21 protein-coding genes are annotated in these 22,880 nt (G+C 58.5%); 9 read left to right on the top strand and 12 right to left on the bottom strand.

All coding sequences use genetic code 11. The features are described 5' to 3' along the window. Window positions 1-19 precede the first annotated feature (19 nt). From VJ369_RS11320 to VJ369_RS11355, 8 genes are all read right to left on the bottom strand, one after another. The gene (locus tag VJ369_RS11320; protein WP_324092173.1) at window positions 20-1,276 is read right to left on the bottom strand and encodes an MFS transporter; all 1,257 of its coding nucleotides are present in this window, start codon (window positions 1,274-1,276) and stop codon (window positions 20-22) included. After that, entirely contained in the window at window positions 1,273-2,418 is a 1,146-nt protein-coding gene (locus VJ369_RS11325) for an NAD(P)/FAD-dependent oxidoreductase (protein WP_324092174.1), read from the bottom strand. Before VJ369_RS11325 ends, VJ369_RS11320 begins: the two co-directional genes overlap by 4 nt. Next, window positions 2,419-2,736, bottom strand: coding sequence for a bifunctional 3-phenylpropionate/cinnamic acid dioxygenase ferredoxin subunit (locus VJ369_RS11330; RefSeq protein ID WP_324092175.1), 318 nt, complete (start codon window positions 2,734-2,736; stop codon window positions 2,419-2,421). Between the two features lie 167 nt (window positions 2,737-2,903). Continuing rightward, on the bottom strand, window positions 2,904-3,983 hold the full coding sequence (locus tag VJ369_RS11335) for an oligopeptide/dipeptide ABC transporter ATP-binding protein (RefSeq protein WP_324092176.1): 1,080 nt from the start codon (window positions 3,981-3,983) through the stop codon (window positions 2,904-2,906). Next, complete coding sequence (locus VJ369_RS11340) at window positions 3,980-5,047, bottom strand: ABC transporter ATP-binding protein (RefSeq protein WP_324092177.1); 1,068 nt, start codon at window positions 5,045-5,047, stop codon at window positions 3,980-3,982. The genes VJ369_RS11335 and VJ369_RS11340 overlap by 4 nt, the downstream gene beginning before the upstream one ends. Further along, complete coding sequence (locus VJ369_RS11345; protein ID WP_324092178.1) at window positions 5,044-6,015, bottom strand: ABC transporter permease; 972 nt, start codon at window positions 6,013-6,015, stop codon at window positions 5,044-5,046. The genes VJ369_RS11340 and VJ369_RS11345 overlap by 4 nt, the downstream gene beginning before the upstream one ends. Before the next feature lie 9 nt (window positions 6,016-6,024). After that, a complete protein-coding gene (locus tag VJ369_RS11350) occupies window positions 6,025-7,056 on the bottom strand; it encodes an ABC transporter permease (protein WP_324092179.1) in 1,032 nt (343 codons plus the stop codon). Between the two features lie 66 nt (window positions 7,057-7,122). Then, the gene (locus tag VJ369_RS11355) at window positions 7,123-8,715 is read right to left on the bottom strand and encodes an ABC transporter substrate-binding protein (protein WP_324092180.1); all 1,593 of its coding nucleotides are present in this window, start codon (window positions 8,713-8,715) and stop codon (window positions 7,123-7,125) included. A 268-nt stretch (window positions 8,716-8,983) separates the two neighbouring features. Here VJ369_RS11355 and VJ369_RS11360 point away from each other — a divergent pair, with 268 nt between their 5' ends. The 4 genes from VJ369_RS11360 (at window position 8,984) to VJ369_RS11375 (ending at window position 12,900) form a co-directional block, all read left to right on the top strand. Beyond that, on the top strand, window positions 8,984-9,976 hold the full coding sequence (locus VJ369_RS11360; RefSeq protein ID WP_324092181.1) for a 2-hydroxyacid dehydrogenase: 993 nt from the start codon (window positions 8,984-8,986) through the stop codon (window positions 9,974-9,976). 135 nt (window positions 9,977-10,111) lie between these two features. Then, complete coding sequence (locus VJ369_RS11365) at window positions 10,112-10,798, top strand: NAD(P)H-binding protein (protein WP_324092182.1); 687 nt, start codon at window positions 10,112-10,114, stop codon at window positions 10,796-10,798. A 204-nt stretch (window positions 10,799-11,002) separates the two neighbouring features. After that, complete coding sequence (locus tag VJ369_RS11370; RefSeq protein WP_324092183.1) at window positions 11,003-12,136, top strand: L-talarate/galactarate dehydratase; 1,134 nt, start codon at window positions 11,003-11,005, stop codon at window positions 12,134-12,136. A 59-nt stretch (window positions 12,137-12,195) separates the two neighbouring features. Beyond that, window positions 12,196-12,900, top strand: coding sequence for a FadR/GntR family transcriptional regulator (locus tag VJ369_RS11375; protein WP_414652651.1), 705 nt, complete (start codon window positions 12,196-12,198; stop codon window positions 12,898-12,900). 134 nt (window positions 12,901-13,034) lie between these two features. Here VJ369_RS11375 and VJ369_RS11380 read toward each other — a convergent pair whose 3' ends face one another. The 4 genes from VJ369_RS11380 to VJ369_RS11395 are packed head-to-tail and all read right to left on the bottom strand — an operon-like array spanning window position 13,035 to window position 16,610. After that, window positions 13,035-13,427: a universal stress protein gene (locus VJ369_RS11380; RefSeq protein ID WP_324092185.1), complete on the bottom strand. Its 393-nt coding sequence runs from the start codon at window positions 13,425-13,427 to the stop codon at window positions 13,035-13,037. Then, complete coding sequence (locus tag VJ369_RS11385) at window positions 13,424-14,959, bottom strand: tripartite tricarboxylate transporter permease (RefSeq protein ID WP_324092186.1); 1,536 nt, start codon at window positions 14,957-14,959, stop codon at window positions 13,424-13,426. Before VJ369_RS11385 ends, VJ369_RS11380 begins: the two co-directional genes overlap by 4 nt. 23 nt (window positions 14,960-14,982) lie before the next feature. Next, window positions 14,983-15,555, bottom strand: a complete 573-nt coding sequence (locus VJ369_RS11390; protein ID WP_324092187.1) for a tripartite tricarboxylate transporter TctB family protein — start codon at window positions 15,553-15,555, stop codon at window positions 14,983-14,985. 50 nt (window positions 15,556-15,605) lie between these two features. Beyond that, window positions 15,606-16,610, bottom strand: a complete 1,005-nt coding sequence (locus VJ369_RS11395; protein WP_324092188.1) for a tripartite tricarboxylate transporter substrate binding protein — start codon at window positions 16,608-16,610, stop codon at window positions 15,606-15,608. Window positions 16,611-16,762: 152 nt separating this feature from the next. Between VJ369_RS11395 and VJ369_RS11400 the strand changes: the two genes are divergently transcribed. The 5 genes from VJ369_RS11400 (at window position 16,763) to VJ369_RS11420 (ending at window position 22,807) form a co-directional block, all read left to right on the top strand. Next, window positions 16,763-17,650, top strand: coding sequence for a LysR family transcriptional regulator (locus VJ369_RS11400; RefSeq protein WP_324092189.1), 888 nt, complete (start codon window positions 16,763-16,765; stop codon window positions 17,648-17,650). A gap of 166 nt (window positions 17,651-17,816) precedes the next feature. Then, on the top strand, window positions 17,817-18,755 hold the full coding sequence (kdgD, locus tag VJ369_RS11405) for a 5-dehydro-4-deoxyglucarate dehydratase (RefSeq protein WP_324092190.1): 939 nt from the start codon (window positions 17,817-17,819) through the stop codon (window positions 18,753-18,755). 51 nt (window positions 18,756-18,806) lie between these two features. After that, the gene (locus tag VJ369_RS11410) at window positions 18,807-20,408 is read left to right on the top strand and encodes an aldehyde dehydrogenase (NADP(+)) (protein WP_324092191.1); all 1,602 of its coding nucleotides are present in this window, start codon (window positions 18,807-18,809) and stop codon (window positions 20,406-20,408) included. Window positions 20,409-20,411: 3 nt separating this feature from the next. After that, window positions 20,412-21,740, top strand: a complete 1,329-nt coding sequence (locus VJ369_RS11415; RefSeq protein ID WP_324092192.1) for an enolase C-terminal domain-like protein — start codon at window positions 20,412-20,414, stop codon at window positions 21,738-21,740. A gap of 125 nt (window positions 21,741-21,865) precedes the next feature. After that, a complete protein-coding gene (locus VJ369_RS11420) occupies window positions 21,866-22,807 on the top strand; it encodes an AEC family transporter (RefSeq protein ID WP_324092193.1) in 942 nt (313 codons plus the stop codon). The last annotated feature ends 73 nt before the right edge of the window (window positions 22,808-22,880 follow it).

Below are 22,880 nucleotides of genomic sequence, written 5' to 3' on the forward strand. Positions count from 1 at the left end.
AATTTATTGTCATTACTGGCTACGGAACGCTTTTGATTTTCAAGACCAGCGCGGCACCAAGCAGGCTGATCACTGCAGAACACATGAATAACGTTGAATAACCGCCTAGCCAGGTCACCGAAATCCAAGCAATAAGTGGGGCAAACACTTGTGGCAGCGAGTTCGCAATATTGATCATTCCCAGGTCTTTACCGCGAGAATCCTCGAACGGCAGTACCTGTGTAAGCAAGGCAAAGTCGACGGCGAGGTAAGCGCCAAAACCAACCCCGAGAAACACGGCAGCGAAGATCGCGGTGGTGAAGGTAGTCGCAAAGGCCAGGGTCAATGCAGCGCCAGCCACAATGACCGAGGAGATGATCACGTATTTCTTACGTTTTCCATCCCGGTCAGAGAGTCGCCCGGCAATCACCGAGGAGAAAATCACGCAGAAGGCGTAGGTCGCCGTCAGGACCAGCACGCCAGTGGCGGGTTCTGGGTGGTGCAACTTGTCCTGCAAGAAAAAGAGCAGGTAAACCAAACACAGCTGGCTTCCCAAATACAGCAAGAAACGGGAAAGCCAGGCCCACCCGAAATCTGTGTGCTGCATCGGACTGATCCAGAAGCTCTTGACGAATTCCATGAGCTTTAGCGGTTCTAACGCACCCTTTGGAAGCGGAACATCTTGTCGCAGCAAGACAAACGGAATCGCACAAATGGCTACAGCCGTTGCAACAATCGCATAGCCGAACACCAGATCTGAGGCCGCAAACATGCCAATGACCGCACCAATAAGTGAGCCACAGGTTTGTCCCAACGCCACCATTCCACCGACAAGGCCACGTTGTTCCACCGGTACTTTGTCTGGGATGGCTGCAAAAATCGCGGCTAAGGCTGCATTGCCAGCTGCCTGCATCAGTGCCCAGCCCAGTACCAACATGCCCACCGTTTGAGCGGTTGACATAAGTAGCAGCGCTAACGCTCCGCACACGGTGCCGCACAATACCCACGGAACACGCCGGCCAAATTTCGAGGTACTCCGATCGCTCAAAGCCCCGAAGAGCGGATTTGCCACCAAAGAGACAGCCGCACCAACACCGGTGACGAGCGAAAGAATGGCTGCTTTCTGGCTCGCATCGAGCTGTTCAGCGTGTAGTCCAAGGAGGACTTGGATCGGTGCGAAGAAGCCAACATTAATCCCAATATGAACGGTGACAACAGCTGCAATCCAACCGACCCCCACACGTTTGGTAGGGATCCTGAGAGCTTCGGGGACACCGGAATTGCGTTCCGTGATCATGCTTGTTCCTGCCGTCCAAGGTCACGCGGACCAACACCGGAATCTTGCAGTTCTTCAATGCTCGGGATGTAGCCACGTGCGATGAGCCGCTTAACAGCTTTAGCCATTTGCCCACCGTCAATCATGGAAGCGGCTACCAAATTTCCCGCGTGGTTAAGACCGAAAAGTACCTGCAACTGCCCGCGACGGTTCAATCGCGACACATGCTGCGTGGCTTGGGAAAAATCCCCCACCGCTTCAATATGGCTGTCGTGCCTATCAGACCAGAACCACGGCACCGAATGCTTGCGGGCTTCGCCGCCCATGATGGTCGCCGCGGCAATCGCTGCGTCTTCCATGGCGCCTTCCCAGTGCACTGCACGGGAGCAATCCTTGATTCTTGCCGCGTCCCCTATAGCCAAGACCTGGCCGTGGTTAGTGGTGCGCAACTGCTCATCAACAAGTATTCCATCGTTGATTTCCAGCCCCATTGCTTGTGCGAGGGTAGTTTCGGGTTCAACCCCAATGGCAGCGACGAGAATTTCTGCTTCGAGGTGTTCCCCATCGACCACCGCGTAGTCCGGACCGAGCAGCGTTGGGGTTCCAGACAATACGGTAATCCCATGACGCGAATGCTCTGCATGTAACGCGGTCGCCATTTCTGCACCCAGAACTTTGGACAGTGGAGCGGACGAATTTGAAACAAGCGTGACCTGAGCGCCGAGCATTTTGGCCGTCGAGGCGAACTCCGCTCCGACCAGTCCTGCTCCGATGATCACGGCTCGTTGTCCGAACATGCCGTCTTCCAAGGCGGCCGAAAGTGCAGACGCATCCGCAGCAGTATGGAGGCTCTCGGCGTGCTTGGCACCTGGAACTTGCAGTTTTTTGGGGGTGGTTCCGGTAGCTAGAACTACCCAATCATCCGGAGAGCTGGGTGCTTCTAGTTCAGTAATGGTTTCTTCAACGAGCGAGACACCATGTTCTGCGAACCAAGTTCGTGGCACAAAGTACTCACGCTGCAATGATTTGCTCAGTGGTGGCCGGTCATAGGGCAAGCCCTCGGGGTCACTGATTTTGATGTTCCCGGCATACCCTTTGCTCACTAATTCGCGTGCGAGGGTAAAACCGGCAACACCGCCACCCACAATATGTACGGATGGCATTTAGATATCTAGCTCCAGATTTCCGTCAACTACGGCAACTTTGTAAGTGCGTGCATCTTCGGTGGCCGGCATGCACTGCACCTTGCCGGTACGCAGATCAAAGCTGGAGGAGTGCATAGGGCACTCGACTTCGCAGCCTTCAAGCCAGCCGTCGGAGAGCGAGGCTACCTCATGGGTGCATTCGTCCTGCAACGCGTAGAAGTTGCCATCCTCGGCGTGGAACACCGCAATGTCTTCGCTTGCGCCACTCTCACTGGCAGGAACTAATAAGGCTTCGCCTTCGGGTAGCTCCGCTGCAGGACCTACTTTGTAGCTCACGATGACTCCTTTGATGTTGTTAAACGTCTAGAACCATCTTGTCACTCTTGGTGCCCAGTATCCTATCTGGCGGGTCACGCCGGCTCATCAGATGTCACGCATGTTTGCCCCTCCACGGCCCACGTACCGGATTAGGCACGGCTACCGAGGAGGGGTAGCGCTCAAATTCACCCGGCTGGGACAAGTCCTGCCTCGGCCGGAGAGGACACCGGGAAATGGCACTCCGCCAGTTGCTGACCCGAGTCTGGCCCGATACCAGGCATACCCAAAAGAATCTGCCCGGCACCATCGCGGGAGACCGCCGGCGGACGTTCTGCAGTGCAAATTGGCTGTGCTTTCCAACAGCGGGTACGAAAACGGCATCCGGAAGGCGGGTCCAAGGGAGAAGGAAGTTCCCCTTGGAGGACTATGCGCTGCGCGGGACGTTTCGCAGGGTCCAGTTTCGGAGACGCGGACATCAGCGAGGCCGTATATGGGTGCAAAGGTGAGTCAAAGACCTGTTCGGTGCTGCCAGTTTCGATGATTCGCCCCAGATACATTACTGCTACCCGGTCGGTCACGTGTCGCACCACAGACAGGTCATGGGAGATGAAGATGTAGCTGACGCCTAACTCCTGCTGCAATTCGTTCAGCAGGTTCAAGACCTGTGCCTGCACCGAAAGGTCAAGCGCCGAAACCGGTTCGTCCAAAATAATCAGGTCGGGGTCCAGGGCAAGGGCGCGGGCAATACCGATACGCTGGCGTTGTCCTCCAGAAAACTCCTGTGGCGACTTGGATGCATCGGTACTGCGCAAACCGACTAGGTCAAGCAGCTGGTTCAGGCGTTTATTCTTGGCGGCGCTTCCCTTATGAAGATCCTTATGCGTAGCAAATGGCTCGGAAATAATCTGTCCAGCAGTCATCCGTGAGTTCAGGGAGGCGAATGGATCTTGGAAGACCATCTGCACACGGCGGCGCCACGCAAGCAACTCCTTGCCACGAAGTGCAAAAGGATCCTGCCCATCGAAGCTCACTGTTCCCGAGTCGGGCTGTTCAAGCATCATCAGTGTGCGAGCAAGAGTCGACTTGCCGCAGCCTGATTCTCCCACCAGCCCAAGCGTCTCCCCCTTGCGGACGCTCAGATTGATTCCATCCAACGCACGCAGTTCTTTCGTGCCGGAGGCACCCGCAGAAACATGAAAGGTCTTGGTCAGGTCCTTGACCTCTAAAACGTTTGCTTCGCTGATCTCATGTTCTATGATGCTCACTGGTTTTCCTCCTCAGCTTGGACAACTCCTGATTGGCTGACCGTGGCCTGGCCAACTTTTTCGGCAAAATGACAGGCGGAACGCTGCCCTGGTGCAGTCTCGCGCAGCTGCGGGCGTTGCTCGCGGCAGATCGCGCTGGCCAACGGGCAGCGGTCCTGATAGACGCAACCCGCAGGAATTTTATTCAGCTCCGGCGGGCTTCCCGGAATCGAGGACAACTCCTCGCCGCGCTGTGCATCGGTGGGCACCGAATCGAGCAGCCCTTTGGTGTAGGGGTGGGTTGGGCTGGTGAATACCTGCGCAACGGGTCCTTGTTCCACCACATTTCCTGCATACATCACACAGACATCATCGGCTTCTTCGGCGACAACCGCGAGGTCGTGGGTGATGAGCACTACCGCCATCTGGTCTTCAGTGCGCAGCTTGCGCAGCAGTTCCATGATCTGGGCCTGCACCGTAACATCGAGCGCGGTGGTTGGTTCATCAGCAATCAACAGCCGCGGGCTGAGTGCAACCGCCATGGCGATGAGGATACGCTGGCGCATGCCGCCGGAAAACTGATGCGGGTAGGAGTTCACTCTGGTTTCGGGCTCTGGGATGCCCACCCGGCGCATTAGATCCACTGCTTCGAGCTTCGCTTGTTTCTTGTTTGCTCCGCGGTGAATGCGGAAGGCCTCCCCCAGCTGGGTGCCGATGGTATAAACCGGGTTCAGTGCGGTCAATGCATCTTGGAAGACGATTCCAAGACCGGGGCCGGCTACCGCACGGCGTTGCTTCGGGTTCATGGCTATGAGATCTTCTCCGTCGAGCGAAGCGCTGCCTCCGGTCACCGAGGCCACCGGATCAAGCAACCCGGCAATGGCTTTAGCAGTCATCGACTTGCCGCACCCGGATTCTCCGAGCAGTGCCAGGGTTTTGCCGCGGCGGGCAGTGAAGCCAACTTGGCTCACTACGCGCACTGTGCCTCTTGGGGTTCGGATGTCTACGTCCAGTCCGTCCACCTGAAGCACCGTGTCATTGCCTGTGCGGATGGGGGCTTTAGGTTCAAGCATCTCGGTCATCATTTCGCGTCCTTGATTACTGCCGTCAGTGATTTTTTAGTCTGCTTGTCCAAGGTCAAGCGCCAACGTTGCGCCGGGTCGGTAGCAATACGCATCCATGCGGCCAGAACATTCGCGGCCACCGCGGTGATCACAATTGCCAGCCCTGGAAGTATCGAAAGCCACCACGCGGTTTGCAGGTACTGGCGTCCCTGGGCGACCATCAAACCCCACGAGACATCTGGTGGCTGAATGCCGATGCCAAGGAATGACAGCGAGGATTCGGCAAGCATCACAAAACAGAATTCGAGTGTGGCCAGGGTCAGCAGAGTCGGGGTGACCACCGGAATCACGTGGCGCAGGATAATTGAATTCGGTTTGGTGCCGAAGGTGCGCGCTGCGTCAACGAAGGTGCGTGACTGCAGTTCTGCTGATTCGGCACGCGCGGTGCGCATGTAGATGGGAATACGGGTAATCGCCAGGATCAGCACAATATTTGCTGCCGAAGGGCTGAAGACAAAGAGCACCACCACAGCGAGCAGCAAAGAGGGGAAAGACATGATGATATCGGCGATGCGCATGGAGATGTTTTCCCGGCGCCCCCGGTGGTAGCCAGCCCATACTCCCCACAGTGAACCGATGATCAGTGCAACGAGCACCGCCGGGACGGCGACCAGCAAGGTGGTCTGCGTGGCCACGACCAAGCGGGCCAGCATTGAACGTCCCAGCGAATCGGAGCCCAGAACGTAGGCCCACCCGTTGGCCGGGTCGAAGGGAGGCTTATTCATGAACATCAGATTTTGCTTGGTGGCCAGTTCCCCCATGAGGGCCGGGCCGAAGATCGCGATGAGGATGACAACGCCGAGTAGCGCAGCGGCCACCGTAGCGAATTTGTCGCGCAGCAGCATGGAGAACATGCTTGGCCGGCCCAACCGTCCAGCGGTTTTTGCCTTCCGCCCAGCGGCTAGTGGCTTGTCTTGAATTTGTGTCATGGCTTTTCCCTAGGCGTCGAGAACGGCGGCGGCCGGGTTGTTGGCGGTTGGGGCAGATGGAGTGCTTGGGCCGTTGGACTGACCGCGGAATTCACTGCGGGCCTTGCGGCGCTTGTGCGCCCCTGCGCTGGGGCGAACCCGGGGATCCAGCAGTGCGTAGCCCACATCGATGAGGATGTTGAGGATGAAAATCGCCACTGCGGTCAGCAGCACACAGGCCTGGAGCACCGCAAAGTCGCGTTGCAGGATCGAGTCGATCATGAGCTTTCCAATGCCTGGCCAGCCGAAGATGGTTTCCACGACTACCGCGCCGTTGACCAGGCCGACTGTCAGGTCCCCGGCCACGGTGAGTCCGGGTGCCGCGGCATTGCGCAGGGCATGTGCCCCAACTACGCGGTATTCGGTGGCTCCCTTGGACCGGGCAAGTTTGATATACGGTTCCGAAAGCGAAGAAACCATCGCACCGCGCACCACCTGCACCAAGGTGCCAAACGGGCGCATCACCAGGGTGGCTACCGGAAGCACCCAGGCTGCCATGCCCATGACACCGGAGGTAGGCACCCAGCCCAAGGTGATGGCAAAGACCCAGATACCCACGATTGCCAACCAGAAATCCGGGATGGAGGCGGCGGTCATGGACAAGAAACTGCAGAACCTGTCCAGGATTCCGTTCGGTTTCAGCGCCGCCGCGGAACCGACAATGACTGCCAGCACGATAGCAATGACCATGGTGGTGCCGGCAAGCTGCAATGTTGCGGGAAAGGCCCGCAACGCCATATCTGCTGCGCTTTCACCGGTGCGCATGGAGCTACCGAAATCAAAGCGCAAGACTCCGCCGAAGTACTGGGCCATTTGCACCCAGATTGGCTGATCCAGCCCATTGCGAATGGCGAAGTCCTCGCGCATGGCTTCGGTGGCGTTCAGCGGCAGGTACAACGCGGCCGGATTACCGGTCATGCGGGCCAGCGCGAACACGCCTACGATGACAACCAGCAACGGCACGGCCGAAGAGATGATCCTTTTACGCAGATAGGTGAGCATTAAACTGTGTACTTTCGATAAGTTCTGTCATTGTCGGTTCCGCTTGGCGCTCAGGGAGAATCCTGGCTATTTCGCCGCGGTGACCTCTGCCAAGCGCAGCTCGTCACCCGAGGAGGAATTCGGCTCGTAGTTCACTGACTGAGCGATGCCGAGCATTCCGGTCTGGTGGGCGATGTGCGCAAACTGCACCACATTGTCATTCTGATACTGGAAGACCTTTTCAAAAGCTGCCTGTCGGTCTGCTTCAGAAGAAGCGTCCGCTTCCTCGATCAGCTTGTCCAGTTCCGCAGTTCCGAAGGCCGACTGGGCCCCCTTGGTGGTCATGTACTGATCCACGGTGAAAGCGGCGTCACCTGCCTGGTTGCCGTGCTGAGTCATCAGCATGATGGCACCCTCGTCATCTGTGGGGAACGGACGAACCTGGTAGGTCAGGTGCTGACTGGTCTCAAGCATCTTCAACTTCACGTTAAGCCCGGCCTGGGAAAGCTGTTCCTGGATGACCTGGCCCAGCTCCTCGATCTTCGGGAACTGCGCGGTGCGCACGATCAGGCTGATCTGAGCGGAGGTGTCAACACCAGCCGCCTTGGCCTCTTCCACAAGAGACTTGGCCTTTTCCGGATCATATGGCCAGACCGGCAATGAGTCGCTGTGCCCCACTACCCCTTCAGGCACCAGTTGGGCAGCTGCCTTGTCGCGTCCACCGTACAGCGAGGCGACAATGGATTCCTTGTCAATAGCGTAATTAACCGCTTGGCGGACCTTGATGTCAGTGAATGGTGCTTTGTCTGCGTGCATGCGCAGGGCGACGGTCTCATTGTTTGGATAGCTAACGCCCCGATCCCCGATATTGTCTTCCGGGCTCAGGCCGGTGGCGATATCTGCTTCACCGGAGGTGATCATTGCTGCACGGACACTTCCCTCGGAACGCCACTGGTAGTTTGCCTTGGCGAAGGCCGGGGCTTCTCCCCAGTAGTCGGCGAAGGCGGAGGCGTTGATGGATTGGCCGGCATCCCATTTGTCCAGCTTGTAGGGTCCGGTACCGATAGGCTCACGGACTTTTTCGGTAGCGGAGGTTTCGGATGGGACTACTTCGAGGAAGGACAGTCGCAGCGGAAGGATCGGGTCGGCCTTGACCGCGGTGACCTCCAGCGTGCTGTCGTCTACGGCCGTGACCTTGAGGTCATCGTCGCCGAAGACGTAGCCTTCGACGTTGCAGCCTAGATCCGAGTTGACCGCACGCTCGATGGTGACGGCGGCGTCTTCTGCGGTGAAGTCGCTGCCGTCATGGAACTTCACGCCTTCGCGCAGCTTCAGCGTCCAGGTGGTGTCATCATCGCTGGACCATTCGGTGGCGAGCTTAGGTTCCAACTCACCGGTGGTGGGGTTGCGTTCAATTAACGGTTCGGTGATCGTGGAGCGGACCACCACTCCGGTGCTGGTGAGGTTCGATTCGCAGGCTTCGAGCGTTGGCGGTTCCTGCTGGAGCACCACACGCAGGGTGTCGCTTACGGCTGCTCCTGGCGCCGCCGACCCTCCGGCCGCGTCTTCGGAATTGGCTACCGAGCAGCCGGCCAGCGCGGTGGTGCTCAGCAGGGCTCCGGCGGCGACCGCCATGGAGATGCGCCGTGTCCGCTGAATAGGGGTTTTCGAATTGAACATCGTTGTTTCCTTCGGGATGCGAGTGCGAGGTGACCGTGGTGTTTCCGGCCCTGTCCGTATCCAAAGCTTTGACTGCTCCCGGATGCCGGTCAAGGGATGAAGACCTGCCGGAACGCAACCTGACCGGGCTGTGGTTCTCCTACTGCCCAGAAATAGAATGTGACTTGTGCGACATTCCGGGCGAGATGGCTGATCGATGCTTCAAGGGCATTGATCTATCTAAACTGAGTGTTGGACGTGGATCGATGAAAGTTCATACGATTCCCTTATGTCCACCGATATCAGCGCGTCCGCACGACGCAGCAGCTCAGCAATCACCGGTAACGCCATTGTGCGCGTTGGCCCGGTCAATCCCACCGTCGCCAAGGCGCTCAGCGAGGACTTCGGCTCGCTCATACTGCCCGCTCCGGGCACCGAGCGCGAAGCCTTCCTGCAAAAACATGGGCAGGATATCCGGATCGCCGTGTGCTCCGGCAAAGTCGGTGTTGACACCGAGTTGATGAGAGCACTCCCAAACCTGGAGGCCATCGTCAACTTCGGAGTGGGCTACGACGCCACCGACGTAGCGCAGGCCGCCGAACGCAGCATTCCCATCAGCAATACTCCGGATGTGCTCACCGATTGCGTCGCAGATACCGCCCTGGGCCTGTACCTGATGACACTTCGCTCGCTCGGCTCGGCCGAACGCTTTGTCCGAAACGGCACGTGGGGCGGAGGCGAGAACTTCGCGCTCGCCACGCGGGCCAGCGGCAAGCGTGTAGGAATCCTCGGACTGGGACGAATCGGGCAGGCAATTGCCAGCCGGCTGGAGGCTTTCGGCTGCGAAATCCACTATCACAACCGCTCCGAGAAAACCGATACCACCTATGCCTACCATCGCTCCGCCGCCGAGCTGGCCGAAGCTACGGACGTACTGATTATTGCCGCCGCCGGCGGGCCGCAGTCGGCGAACCTGGTCGACGCAGCCGTGCTCTCCAGCGTAGGTCCTCAGGGGTTCGTGGTGAATATTGCCCGTGGCAGCGTCATCGATGAGACGGCACTGGTCAACGCACTAGAGAACAACCTCATCGCGGGCGCCGGTCTTGATGTCTTCGCCCACGAACCTGCAGTTCCCCAGGAATTGCTGGGGCTGGAGAACGTGGTCCTGCTGCCGCATCTGGGAAGCGGAACCCATGAGACCCGCGCGGATATGGCGGCGCTGACACTGGATAACCTCCGCTCGTACATCAACCAGGGCACCTTAATCACCCCAGTCTCCTAATAGCCTGGCCTCGTTTTACCTGTTCTTCATGCACCTGATGGTGGCTCAATATTCCCTGATCTGTGATCTGTTGGAATATCGAGCCACCGCTTCGCGTTGTGCCAAAGACGACAACCGAGGAGAAAAGAGCAGCATATGTCCGAAACAAATCGAGTAGTCATCATTGGTGGACACGGGAAGGTTGCACTTCTTGCGGCGCCAAAACTTGCAAGTCACGGGCTGAACGTAGAGTCGGTGATTCGCAACCCAGATCATAGCGATGAAATCAGCGCCCTGGGCGCCACCCCGGTAGTGCTGGACATCGAACAGGCAGACGTTGACACGTTGGCCCAGCAGTTTAACGGTGCAAAGACAGTGGTGTTCTCCGCCGGCGCCGGCGGCGGAAGTCCCGAGCGCACCGTCGCGGTGGATTTCGAAGCCGCAGTGCGCACCATGAAGGCGGCCCAGCAGGCCGGAGTGAAGCGCTTTGTCATGGTCTCCTATGCCCGCGCATCTGTTGACGTGGACAGCCTGGACAAGGACAACTCCTTCTACACCTACGCCAAGGCCAAGCATGACGCGGACAAATTTCTGCGTGCAACCGACTTGGACTTCACAATTCTTGGTCCGGGCCTGCTGACTCTGGATCCATCCAGCCAGAAGGTCACGCTGACCGATGACGAAGGAAAGATCCAGGGACGCGACCCGCAGGGGGATGAGGGCAATACTGCGCGTGAGACCGTTGCCGATGTCCTGACCCATGTTGTTGTCAACAACGCAGCTGTTCGCCAGACAGTGAATTTCTATGACGGACAGACAGCGATCGCCGAGGCGATCAGCTAGCACATCCAGCTACCACGTGAAGGGCCGCTTGAATATTTTCGAGCGGTCCTCACGCTTTTAACTGGCCATCGGGCAGGCCGCCGGGATCAAATTAAGAAGAGCAAGAAATACTCCTCAGAACAGTTGTATGATAACTTTTCAACTTGTACTATAAGTACATAACAAGGTCCGTCCGGGCACCTTGACCGTCAGGAGTTTTCAATCATGAGCTACACGCCAGATGCCATCCGCCACGTCAAACTCTCCACCGCGCGTTTGCCGCTGGCAACGCCCATCTCGGATGCAAAGGTCTTCACCGGACGGCAGAAGCCAATGACCGAAGTGGTGTTCCTCTTCGCAGAGATCACCACCGAACAGGGCCATGAAGGCCTTGGCTTCTCCTACTCCAAACGTGCAGGCGGCCCGGCGCAATATGCCCACGCCAAGGAAGTCGCCCAGACAATGATCGGCGAGGACCCCAACGACATCGCCAAGCTCTACACCAAGCTGCTGTGGGCTGGTGCATCGGTAGGCCGTTCAGGTGTTGCCACCCAAGCGCTGGCTGCTCTGGATATTGCCCTCTACGACCTCAAATCCAAGCGCGCAGGACTTCCGCTGGCCAAATTCCTCGGCTCCCACCGCGACTCGGTACGCACCTACAACACCTCCGGCGGCTTCCTGAACGCAAGCATTGAAGAGGTCAAGGAGCGCGCAAGCCAGTCAATTGAAGAAGGCATTGGCGGCATCAAGATCAAGGTAGGACTGCCTGACAGCGCCGAGGACCTGCGCCGCGTGGCGGCGGTACGCGAACATATCGGCCCGGACTTCCCGCTGATGGTTGATGCAAATCAGCAATGGGACCGCGCCACCGCGTTGCGCATGGGCCGCAAGCTCGAAGAATTCGATCTGGTCTGGATCGAAGAACCGCTGGACGCTTATGACGCCGAAGGCCATGCCGCGTTGACCGCGGCCTTGGATACCCCGATCGCCACCGGTGAGATGCTCGCCTCCGTCGCCGAACACGAGCGGCTGATTGCAGCCCGCGCTTGCGACATCATTCAGCCAGACGCCCCGCGCGTTGGCGGCATCACCCAGTTCCTGCGCCTGGCAACGCTAGCAGACCAGGCCGGACTGGATCTGGCTCCCCACTTCGCCATGGAAATCCACCTTCATCTGGCCGCCGCCTACCCACGCGAGCCATGGGTGGAGCACTTCGACTGGCTGGACCCGCTGTTCAACGAACGCCTCGAAACCAAGGATGGCCGGATGATCGTGCCTAACCGCCCGGGCTTGGGATTCAGCTTCAGCGACCAGGCCCGAGCCTGGACTACCGACGCGGTTGAGTTCGGCATCGCCTAATAACGCCTCTACGTCGCCGTTGCTCGCCAAGCGTGAGCAACGGCGACTACTCTTTAAGGATGCATAGCGTGAAACCAAATCTGACTACTACTTTGGTCGAGTATCTTCGTGAGCAGATCATCAGTGGACAGATTACTGCCGGCGAAAAACTCCCCAGTGAGAACTCGTTGATAACCGAGCATTGCGTCTCACGCACGGTAGTGCGCGAAGCTATCACCCGCCTGCAAGCCGAGGGGTTAGTTCACACCCGGCGTGGCGCGGGCAGCTTTGCGCTCACTCCCCCAGCCCAGGATGGCGAGCACAACAGCAGAATTCCGCGGACCTTGGAAGAACGCCGGCAGCTGCTGGAATACCGCTTGGGGTTCGAGACCGAGGCGGCGGCTCTGGCCGCGATGAATCACCAGGACAATGATCTTCATTCCATGGACCAGGCACTGCAAGGATTTGAGGCTGCCGCGGGCAACGCCGCGCAAAGCATGAGTTGCGACTATGAATTCCATCTGGCGCTGGCCCGCGCCACGGGCAATGCGTACTTCATCCAGGCAGTGACGACCTTCGGCCCCGCCATGATCGCCATGCCCCGCCAACGATTCGAGACCGGGATATCCGGCGCCTCTGATCGCCTGGGGTCTGTAATGGCCGAACACGAGACAATACGCCAGGCGGTAGCCTCGGGAAATGCGCTGACCGCGGCAGCTGCCATGCGGGTGCATTTAGGCAATTCAATCTCAAGATTGGAATCCGAGGCCGGAAAGAACGCCTGAACTCTGCGGCCGCAGTCTGCATACAGATCAACTAATGGGTGCCCTTCGGCGTAGCTGTTCGCTAGCCAAAGGGCACCCATCAATTTTCCACGCTCAGCGCGGTGACGCGGTGTCCACTGCGGTCAAAGTAATACCTATTCCGGCTTAACCGCCAGCACCGGGTGCTGGGCCTGCAAGAGGATCCGCTGGGCATGCGAGCCCATGATGAATTTTCCTACCTGGGAGCGCTGGCGCAAACCGATAACAATGAGCGAGACGCCGTGCTGATCCGCGAGACCAAGAAACTCTTCAGCCAGATCATCACGGTAGCTTGATTCCAGAACCTTTGCCTGGACGCCCGCCTGCGCCGCGTTCCCCAGGATCCTTTCCAGGTCTTGGGCCGAGGCAGTGTTTTTGTCCACCAGTGCCCCGGCACGTGAGGAGTTGACGATCAGCAGCTCCTCTTGGCGCAATTTGGCTTCGGCAATGGCAGCGGTTACCGCCGCCTCCCCGACATTGGTGGGCACGTATCCGACGATGATGCTCATGCGTTTTCCTTTTCTTTTTCCTGCGTTGCCAAGGCTGCAAGAGAGCCGGACCTACGCTTGTCGATAACACTCTTGATCATTGGCCACACCGCTACGAAGACGAAGAGCACCAGCAACGTGGCCGAAATTGGCCGGGTGAAGAAACCCGTGGGATCTCCTTCCAAGACCAGCAACGAGCGTCGCAGGTTTGATTCGAGCAGGCTGCCAAGCACGAACGCGAGCACCAGCGGTCCAGGTTCAAAACCGAACTTCTTCATCAAGTAGCCAATGGCACCGAAGATGACAACCAGCAATACGTCGAACATCGAGTTTCGTATGGTGTAGGCACCGAGCATGGTGATCAACGCGGTGATCGGGGCAAGGATCGCCGCACGAATCCGCAGAATTCGAACAAAGACGCCAATCAGCGGGATCGACATGATCAGCAAAAGAATATTGCCGATGTACATCGAGTTCACCACGCCCCAGAACAGCTGGGGGTCATTGCTGATCAGCTGCGGGCCTGGAGTGATTCCCTGAATCAATAGCGCACCGAAGATGATGGCCATGGTGGCGTTCGCCGGGATACCCAAGGTCAGCAACGGGATGAATGAGCTGGTCGCGGCAGCATTGTTGGCAGACTCCGGGCCTGCCACCCCTTCGATGGCACCTTTGCCAAAGCGCGAAGGATCCTTTGCGGTTTTCTTTTCCATGGCATAGGACGCCAGCGAGGCAATGGTCGCGCCGCCGCCGGGAAGAATGCCCAGGAAGAAACCGAGAACCGAGCCGCGGCCAATAGCTCCGGATGCTTCTTTGATGTCTTTGCCCTTGGGCCAGACATTTGAAACCTTCATCGGGGCTGTCGCCGCACGGTGGCGTTCCTCTAGGTTGTAGAGAATCTCACCAACACCAAAGAGGCCCATGGCGATGGGAACAAAGTCGATGCCATCTGCCAGCGAAAGGTTGCCAAAGGTGAAGCGTTCAGCGCCGGTAAAACCGTCACGACCAATCGTGGCCAGGAAAAGACCCACCGCTGCGGCGATAATCGCCTTGATTTTGGTGCCGCCCGAGATCGTGGCGACAAGCAAGATGCCCAGCATTGCCAAGGCCGTGTATTCCGGCGGGCCGAAGTCCAGCGCAAAGCTGGCAACCAACGGAGCCAGGAACGTCAAGCCAATAATGGAGATCGTGGCACCGAAGAAGGAGCCGATGGCTGCAATACCCAGGGCAGTGCCTGCCCGGCCTTGTTTAGCCATGACGTAACCGTCAAAGACTGTCACCACGCTGCTGGCTTCACCCGGTAGACGAAGCAGCACCGAGGTGATGGTGCCGCCATACTGGGCGCCATAGAAGATACCCGCCAGCATGATGATCGCGGTCACCGGCTCAACGCCGTAGGTCATGGGCAGCAAGATCGCGATGGTGGCTGCCGGCCCGAGGCCCGGAAGTACACCGATGAGCATGCCGACGACCACGCCGAGCAGGCAGTACAAAAGATTTGTGGGGTCAAGTACGACGTTGAAGCCGTCTAAGACCGGTCCGAAGAATTCCATGCGATTAAACCTTTACGTGCGACTTAGAACAGTCGGGGAATGGTGGTGCCAAGCGCGGCGATAAAGATTGCGTAGAAGGCTCCAACGATCAGAATCGAGTAGATCGTAGCGGACCTCCAGCGTTCGCCGCCCAACCAGCGCATCCAGACGAAGCACAACAACAGCGAGGGGATTTCAAATCCAATCAGCGGCATCAGCACCACCATGAGGATCAGCGTGGCGAATCCAATGACCGCGTACCAGCTCATGGAACTGAATTTCTCGCCGTCCTTGCCACCGGTGCGGCCCACGATGATCTGCACCACCGACATCACCGCTGCGATCAGCGTGATGATAAATGGCCACATTCCGGCAGCCGGGGCCGCGGGGGTGCCCAGCCCCAACCCGAGGGAGATCACCATGCCGGTGACGCTCAGTGCAAGAACTACCAGGGAAGAAAGCAGGTTTGCGATAGGCCCCGCTGGATCCGGTGCTTCTGCCTCCCACTGGGCGGCGAGTTCTTCCGGAGTGAGGGTCTCTTCTTCGTCAGCGTTTGGCATGACGTCGAGATCAGCAGGCACTTTCTCCTGTTTAATCTCTGCCTTTTTCGCATCCATTACGTTCATCCTTTGATTCTCGCTTTCGGGTTGGGGCCGGTAGCTGAAAGCTACTTGCCTGCCAGCGAGATGTTGTGCTCTTCGGTCAGTTCCTTGTACTTGGCAGCCAGTTCGGTCCATTCGGTCACGACTTCTTCGCCCGAAACTTCATGAGCGGTCAACAGGTTCTGCTTGTTGAAGTCCTTGTAGCTATCTGCGGCGACCGCATCCTGGATGGAGGCAACAAGCTTTTCCTTCGCCGCATCATTCAGGCCCTTAGGGGCTGCGATGGCACGGTACTGGGAAACTGGAACTTCGTAGCCGGATTCGATGGCAGTGGGTACGTCAGGAAGGAACTCATTACGATCCTTGGAGAAGACCACAATCGGGGTGACCGTACCGGCGTCGATCTGAGGCTTGGCTTCGCCGAGCTGGACGGTGGATACCTGAACCTGATCACCCATGACGGCTGTCAGCGCCGGGGATCCGGAGTCGAAGGGAACAGTGGTTCCGTCAATCTCGGCCTGGGCCAAGAGCAGCTCCTGGGCCAACTGTGAACCCGTTCCCACGCCGGTGGTGCCGAAGGACAGCTTCTTATCACTGCTCTTGATGTCATCGAGATTTTTCACGCCCGAAGCGGTGCTCGCGACCATGACGTAGTCATCCTGGGACAGGCCCATCAAAACATCAAGGTCGTCGAGGGAGACCACTTCGTCTTCCGAAACGGCCAGCGGGGTGATGGTGATCAGCGAGGCGTTGAGCAGAATCAAGTTCTGCCCATCGGGAGCCATGGCTTCGACTTCTTTAGTGGCCAGGGCGCCGTTGGCACCTGGCTTGTTTACGACTGGCATCGAGACGCCTAGCGATTCGGCCATGCCTTCGGCAGCCGCACGGGCGATCAGGTCGGTGGAACCACCTGGTGCCTGGCCTACGGTGAGAGTCACTGGACCGTTGGGAAATTCGGCAGACGATGCGTCGCTGCTGCCTCCCACATTTCCGCCGCATGCGGTCAGAGCCAGAGCGGCACCTGCTGCGGTGAGTGAAAGCATTGCGCGTCGGGTCATACGATTTTTCACGGGAGATTCTCCTATGGTTGCGAGTGGACGTGGCCAGGCACAAGCGATCAGGTGAAACAGATCACTCATTTGGCCTCGGGTACAGCCTAAGAAACAGATATGATGCATGTCCAAGGTCAACTATGCATGGAATGATGCCTGAAAGGTATTGAATGTTTACTCTGGATCAGGCCCGCAGTTTTGTTGCGGTCGCCGAAGAACTCCATTTTGGACGAGCAGCCGAGCGGCTGAATATGACTCAGCCGCCGCTCAGCCGTCAGATTCAAAAGCTGGAACGTTCGGTCGGCGTCGAACTACTGGACCGGGACAACCGGCGGGTTGCACTGACCGCGGCGGGCCACGCCTTCCTCATTGATGCCAAACGCCTGGTCGTTGCCGCCGAGCGGGCCCCGGATAATGCCCGGCGGATTGCCGCCGGGCAACTGGGTGAAATCCGCATTGGATTTACCGCGGCGTCCGGCTTCAGCCTGCTCGGGCCATTGCTGGCGGAGATCAGCGAGCGCATGCCCAAAGTCCACCTCGATCTTTCGGAATTGGTCACTCAGGAGCAGGTCAACGCACTGCTCGACGGCGATCTTGACATGGGTCTGGCCAGGCCGCCCTTTGACGAGAAGCTTTTTGAATCGGCTCTCTTATTCTCTGAAGGCCTCTTCGTTGCCGTGCCCAGTGGACACCGCCTTGCGACATTACCGCGTGACATCCTCTTCGCGGATCTTCGTGACGAGGCGCTCATCATGCATTCGCCGATTAAAGCCCGATACTTCTATGATCTGGTGGTCCGGAGAGTCGAGGTGGAGCACAAGAACGTGCGTCATACGGTCAGCCAGATCCTGACCATGGTGGCTCTGGTCGCGGCAGGACGTGGAATCGCCTTTGTGCCTGAAAGCGCCAAACTTCTGGGCGTGGATGGCGTGCGCTACCTGCGGCTGGCGGAAATTACCGATGACCCGGTCGAGTTGCACGCAATCTGGAGCCGGGAATCACGCAACCCTGCCCTTGGCGGATTGGTGGACATCATCAAGGGCGGATTGCACCATTGATCATCCTCGCGGAGGCCACTCCCTTCAATGATGCTCAGAGGGTATCAAACAATATAAATATGGGCTTGGACAGGCATCATAGAACGTCCATACGCTGGGATCAACGAACACGTTCCACCCACCTTCGGCCGGCAATGCGCCGGCCGAATAAGAAAAGGACATTTCCATGGCTCAGTACACCCCTCTCGAACTCGCCGACAAACTCAAAGACGGCTTGCTCTCCTTCCCTGTCACAGCTTTCGACGAGAACCTCGAGGTCAACGAGGCAGCCTACCGCAGCCACCTGGACTGGCAGTCGAGTTTTGACGTAGCAGGACTCTTCGCAGCCGGTGGCACAGGCGAAGGATTCGCCCTAACTGCCGAGGAAGCATCCAAGGTAGTGCGCATGGCAGTCGAAGAGGCAGGTTCACGAGTTCCCGTTCTGGCCTCGGCCGGCGGCTCCACCAAGCAAGCCATCCAGAACGCGCAGGATGCGGAAGCCGCAGGCGCCGAAGGCTTGCTGCTGCTGCCTCCTTACCTGACCGAATGCGATCAGGACGGCTTATATGAGCACGTTTCGGCAATCTGCTCCGCAACCAAGACCGGCGTGATTGTCTACAACCGCGCCAACGCCATCTACTCTGCAGAGACCGTGGCCCGCTTGGCGGAGAACCACGAAAACTTCATTGGCTTCAAGGATGCGCTGGGCGATATCGAGCACCTCACCAAGGTCTACGCCAAGAACGGTGACCGGCTGTTCTACCTGGGCGGACTGCCCACCGCGGAAACCTTCGCGCTGCCACTGCTGCAGCTGGGCATGAGCACCTACTCCTCGGCGATGTACAACTTCGTTCCTGAGTTCGCTTTGGACTTCTACAAGGATGTCCGCGCCCAGGACCGCGTCGCGGTCAATGAGAAGCTGAACCGCTTTGTCCTTCCATACCTGGAGATCCGCGATCGGGTGAAGGGCTACGGGGTGTCCATCGTCAAGGGCGGACTGAAGGCCATCGGCCGCGACTCCGGCCCGGTACGCCCACCACTGCAGGACTTGACCGAAAAGGATCTTGCGGATCTTACAGCCTTGATCCAGCAGGCAGGCATCGTTCCTGCCGGTGCGAGCCTCTAAGCAGATTTCAATCCTCACCGACACACCTACTCGTCGACTTAGGAGTAATTTATGAGCACCACAACCCAGAATTTGACCGGACAGTCCATCCTCGCCGGCATCAGCACCACCGGCACCGGGCGTGCGGTTCACGGTTATAACCCGGCCACCAATGAGCCTTTGGAACCTGCCTATTCTCTGATTGATGAACAGCAGCTGAAGACCGCCACCGCTGCGGCGGCGGAAGCATTCGAATCCTTCCGTTCTCTGGATCCGGCAAAACACGCAGATTTCCTGGATGCCATTGCCGATAACATCGAGGCCGTGGGCACCGAACTGGTAGCTCGCGCCATGGCCGAGACCGGATTGCCCGAGGCACGCCTGACCGGCGAGCGCGGACGCACCACCGGCCAGCTGCGCTTGTTTGCGAAGGTCGTCCGCCAGGGAGACCAGCATGGTGTCCGCGTTGACCCGGCGATGCCAGATCGCAAGCCGGCGCCTCGCGTGGATATCCGCCAGCGCAAGATCGCCGTGGGCCCGGTTGCAGTCTTTGGCGCTTCCAACTTCCCACTGGCATTCTCCACCGCCGGCGGCGACACCGCCTCGGCGTTTGCGGCCGGCTGCCCGGTGGTCTTCAAGGCGCACAATGCCCATCCTGGCACCAGCGAAATTGTGGGGCAGGCCATCACCAAGGCAGTTGCCGACCTTGGTCTGCAGCCCGGTGTCTTCTCACTGGTCTACGGCCCCGGTGCATCCATTGGCCAGGCGCTAGTCGCAGATCCGGCGATCAAGGCTGTGGGCTTCACTGGTTCGCGTTCTGGCGGTACCGCGCTGATGGCCACCGCCGCCGCTCGCCCGGAACCGATCCCGGTGTACGCCGAGATGAGCTCCATCAACCCGGTGATTTTCTTCGAGGGCGCCCTCGCCCAGGATCCTGACGCACAGGCCCAGGCTTACTTGGCTTCGGTGGCCGGATCCTCGGGCCAGCTGTGCACCGCCCCTGGCTTGGTCTTCGTTCCCGTCGGCGAGGCCGGTGACGCGTTCGCCCAGGCTGTCAGCGGCCAGGCCCCCAACACTGCGGGCCAGACCATGCTCACCGCGGGCATCTACAAGTCCTGGAACCAGGGCGTCGAAGCCCTGGGCGGCCAAGAAGGTGTTGAGCTATTGGGCCGCGGTGTCGAAGGCTCCGGCGAAAACGCTCCAGCTCCGACCATTTACTCCTCAAACGTTGAGCAGTTGCTGAGCAACCCGGTGCTGCAAGATGAAATCTTCGGTGCCGCTTCACTGGTTATCCGCTATGCAAATGCGGAAGAATTGAAGACCGCGCTCACCAAGCTGGAGGGCCAGCTCACCGCGACCTTGCAGCTGACCGATTCTGATCATGAAGCAGCCGCGGCGGTCATCCCCACGTTGGAAACCAAGGTGGGACGCATTCTGGTCAACGGCTGGCCAACCGGCGTTGAGGTGGGACATGCCATGGTTCATGGCGGACCATTCCCTGCCACCTCTGATTCGCAGACCACTTCGGTCGGCACCCTGGCGATCGAACGATTCCTGCGTCCGGTGGCCTACCAGAATTTCCCTGACGGACTGCTGCCCAAGCCGATTGGCACGGATAATTCTTGGAACCTGACCCGTCGTATTGATGGCACACTGAAAATTGCTGGAGAGTAATAGATGAGCAATCAACCAACAATCGCCTCGGTCCAGGTCATCCCCGTCGCCGGTCACGATTCAATGCTCCTGAACCTCTCCGGAGCGCACGGGCCATTCTTTACTCGCAATATCACCATCGTGACCGATTCCGAGGGCCGCACCGGCCTCGGTGAGGTGCCGGGCGGCGAGGCAATCCGCTCGACCATCGAAGAGGCCGGCGCACTGCTTACCGGCGCTCCGGTGGCCAAATATCGTTCACTTCTACGACAGGTTTCCCAGCGTTTCGCAGATCGTGATGCCGGCGGGCGCGGTGCTCAAACCTTTGACCTGCGCACCACCGTCCACGCGGTCACCGCGCTTGAATCTGCGCTGCTTGACCTGCACGGCCAGTTCCTCGGCGTACCGGTGGCCGAGCTACTCGGTGACGGCCAGCAGCGCGATGCGGTGCCTATGCTCGGTTACCTGTTCTACGTGGGCAACCCGGACCAGACCGATCTTCCCTACCTGCGCGAACCGCAGGGTGCGGACGGCTGGGAGCGGGTGCGGCGCGAAGAAGCGATGACCCCTGAGGCCATAGTTCGCTTGGCCGAGGCGGCACAGGCGCGTTATGGATTCAAGGATTTCAAGCTCAAGGGCGGTGTCCAAGACGGTGATGCTGAAGTGGACGCGGTCATTGCGTTGAAACAGCGTTTCCCCGAGGCCCGCATTACCTTGGACCCTAACGGCGGTTGGCTGTTAAAAGATGCCATTCGCTTGGGTCAGCGTATGCAGGGAATCGTCGCCTACGCCGAGGATCCTTGTGGTCCGGAAGGCCGGTTCTCCGGCCGCGAGGTCATGAGCGAATTCCGCCGCGCCACCGGTCTGCAGACAGCCACGAACATGATTGCCACCGATTGGCAGGAAATGGCCCATGCGGTACGCACCAATGCGGTAGATATCCCGTTGGCTGACCCGCATTTCTGGACCATGTCCGGTTCGGTGCGAGTGGCTCAGTTGTGCAATGAATTCGGTTTGACCTGGGGTTCGCACTCCAACAACCACTTTGATGTCTCATTGGCGATGTTCACCCAGGTTGGTGCGGCTGCCCCCGGGGAGATCACCGCGCTGGATACCCACTGGATCTGGCAAGACGGTCAAGGACTGACCGAAGAACCATTGCTGATTCGTGACGGAGAGATCAAGGTCCCGCAGCGTTCAGGATTGGGCGTCACCCTGGATATGGATCGTGTACAGCAAGCTCACGAACTCTACCTTGAACATGGTTTGGGGTCACGCGATGATGCAGTATCCATGCAGTACCTGATCCCTGGCTGGACCTTCGATTCGAAGAGCCCAGCGCTGGTTCGCTAACCGGTACTTGACATAGTACGGCCATGAGTTCAAAGACGGTGGGAACAACTCTTCAGGTTGCACCCACCGTCTTTGGCCGTGCTTCAGCACATTTGGCAGTGACAACTTTTTGGTGAGGAAAAAATATGCAGGGAGTATTGCAGGGATTCACCATAGTCCTGATCTTGATTGGCCTCGGGTTGGCCGTCTCGGTATTCCTACCGCGTCAACGCGAGGCCATCGCCAAGGGATTGACTCCCCTGATCTTCTACATCACCAACCCCGCCCTGATGTTTATCTTGCTTTCCGGGACTGACTTGCGTGCAGTCATCGGGGTCTTTGCACCCATCGCACTGATCACCGCGGTGTTGACCGGTGGGTTGTACGCACTGTTGGCAAGGGTAATATTCAAGACTCCCGGCAGTCGTTTACCTGCCGCAGCAATGTCCACCAGCTACGTGAACGCGGGAAATATCGGCGTTCCCCTGGCGCTATACGCGGTGGGTAGCACCAGCCCGGTAGTTTCGGTGCTCATTGCCCAACTACTAATCATTGCGCCGGTTTATCTTTGCATCTTTGCGCTGACGTCGCGCAAAAACCGTGAGTCTCAGGTCAACCAGCATTTGGGAATGACCATTCTCAAATCAATTGCCAATCCGGTCACCATTGCCACCTTCATAGGGGCGGTATTCTCACTCCTGGGATGGACACTTCCCGAAGTGCTGCACTCCCCCATACAGATGTTGGGAGATGCTTCTATCCCGTTGCTCCTCATGGCTTTCGGCATGGCACTTTACGGCCAACGCCCACTATCTGACAAGGCGTTAAGGCCCGAAATCTACCTAGCCACCTTCTTCAAGGTGCTGTTCATGCCCATCCTTGCGTGGGTCGCAGCCCATCTGGTCTTCGGGTTGGAAGGTGTAGAGCTGCTCGGCGTGGTCATCATGGCCGCACTGCCCACGGCACAAAACGTCCTGCTCTTTTCCCAGCAGTTCAAGCTCAACGTTTCCATCCCGCGAGAAGTCATTCTGACCAGTACCCTATTGACCATTCCTGTCGTGCTGCTTGCAACGTTCCTCCTTGGATAATGACATTCACCAGTCCTGCGTAAGAACCTTGAGGGCCAGGTTGTGCGGCCACTCAAGATCCTTCACATCGCTG

Source organism: Glutamicibacter sp. (assembly GCF_035257265.1).
Lineage (GTDB): Bacteria > Actinomycetota > Actinomycetes > Actinomycetales > Micrococcaceae > Glutamicibacter.

Excerpts from the sequence above, each read along its gene's own strand:
- VJ369_RS11320 (WP_324092173.1), bottom strand. The coding sequence starts at position 1,276 with ATGATCACGGAACGCAATTCCGGTGTCCCCGAAGCTCTCAGGATCCCT.
- VJ369_RS11325 (WP_324092174.1), bottom strand. The coding sequence starts at position 2,418 with ATGCCATCCGTACATATTGTGGGTGGCGGTGTTGCCGGTTTTACCCTC.
- VJ369_RS11340 (WP_324092177.1), bottom strand. The coding sequence starts at position 5,047 with ATGATGACCGAGATGCTTGAACCTAAAGCCCCCATCCGCACAGGCAAT.
- VJ369_RS11345 (WP_324092178.1), bottom strand. The coding sequence starts at position 6,015 with ATGACACAAATTCAAGACAAGCCACTAGCCGCTGGGCGGAAGGCAAAA.
- VJ369_RS11350 (WP_324092179.1), bottom strand. The coding sequence starts at position 7,056 with ATGCTCACCTATCTGCGTAAAAGGATCATCTCTTCGGCCGTGCCGTTG.
- VJ369_RS11355 (WP_324092180.1), bottom strand. The coding sequence starts at position 8,715 with ATGTTCAATTCGAAAACCCCTATTCAGCGGACACGGCGCATCTCCATG.
- VJ369_RS11360 (WP_324092181.1), top strand. The coding sequence starts at position 8,984 with ATGTCCACCGATATCAGCGCGTCCGCACGACGCAGCAGCTCAGCAATC.
- VJ369_RS11365 (WP_324092182.1), top strand. The coding sequence starts at position 10,112 with ATGTCCGAAACAAATCGAGTAGTCATCATTGGTGGACACGGGAAGGTT.
- VJ369_RS11370 (WP_324092183.1), top strand. The coding sequence starts at position 11,003 with ATGAGCTACACGCCAGATGCCATCCGCCACGTCAAACTCTCCACCGCG.
- VJ369_RS11375 (WP_414652651.1), top strand. The coding sequence starts at position 12,196 with ATGCATAGCGTGAAACCAAATCTGACTACTACTTTGGTCGAGTATCTT.
- VJ369_RS11380 (WP_324092185.1), bottom strand. The coding sequence starts at position 13,427 with ATGAGCATCATCGTCGGATACGTGCCCACCAATGTCGGGGAGGCGGCG.
- VJ369_RS11385 (WP_324092186.1), bottom strand. The coding sequence starts at position 14,959 with ATGGAATTCTTCGGACCGGTCTTAGACGGCTTCAACGTCGTACTTGAC.
- VJ369_RS11390 (WP_324092187.1), bottom strand. The coding sequence starts at position 15,555 with ATGGATGCGAAAAAGGCAGAGATTAAACAGGAGAAAGTGCCTGCTGAT.
- VJ369_RS11400 (WP_324092189.1), top strand. The coding sequence starts at position 16,763 with ATGTTTACTCTGGATCAGGCCCGCAGTTTTGTTGCGGTCGCCGAAGAA.
- kdgD (WP_324092190.1), top strand. The coding sequence starts at position 17,817 with ATGGCTCAGTACACCCCTCTCGAACTCGCCGACAAACTCAAAGACGGC.
- VJ369_RS11410 (WP_324092191.1), top strand. The coding sequence starts at position 18,807 with ATGAGCACCACAACCCAGAATTTGACCGGACAGTCCATCCTCGCCGGC.
- VJ369_RS11415 (WP_324092192.1), top strand. The coding sequence starts at position 20,412 with ATGAGCAATCAACCAACAATCGCCTCGGTCCAGGTCATCCCCGTCGCC.
- VJ369_RS11420 (WP_324092193.1), top strand. The coding sequence starts at position 21,866 with ATGCAGGGAGTATTGCAGGGATTCACCATAGTCCTGATCTTGATTGGC.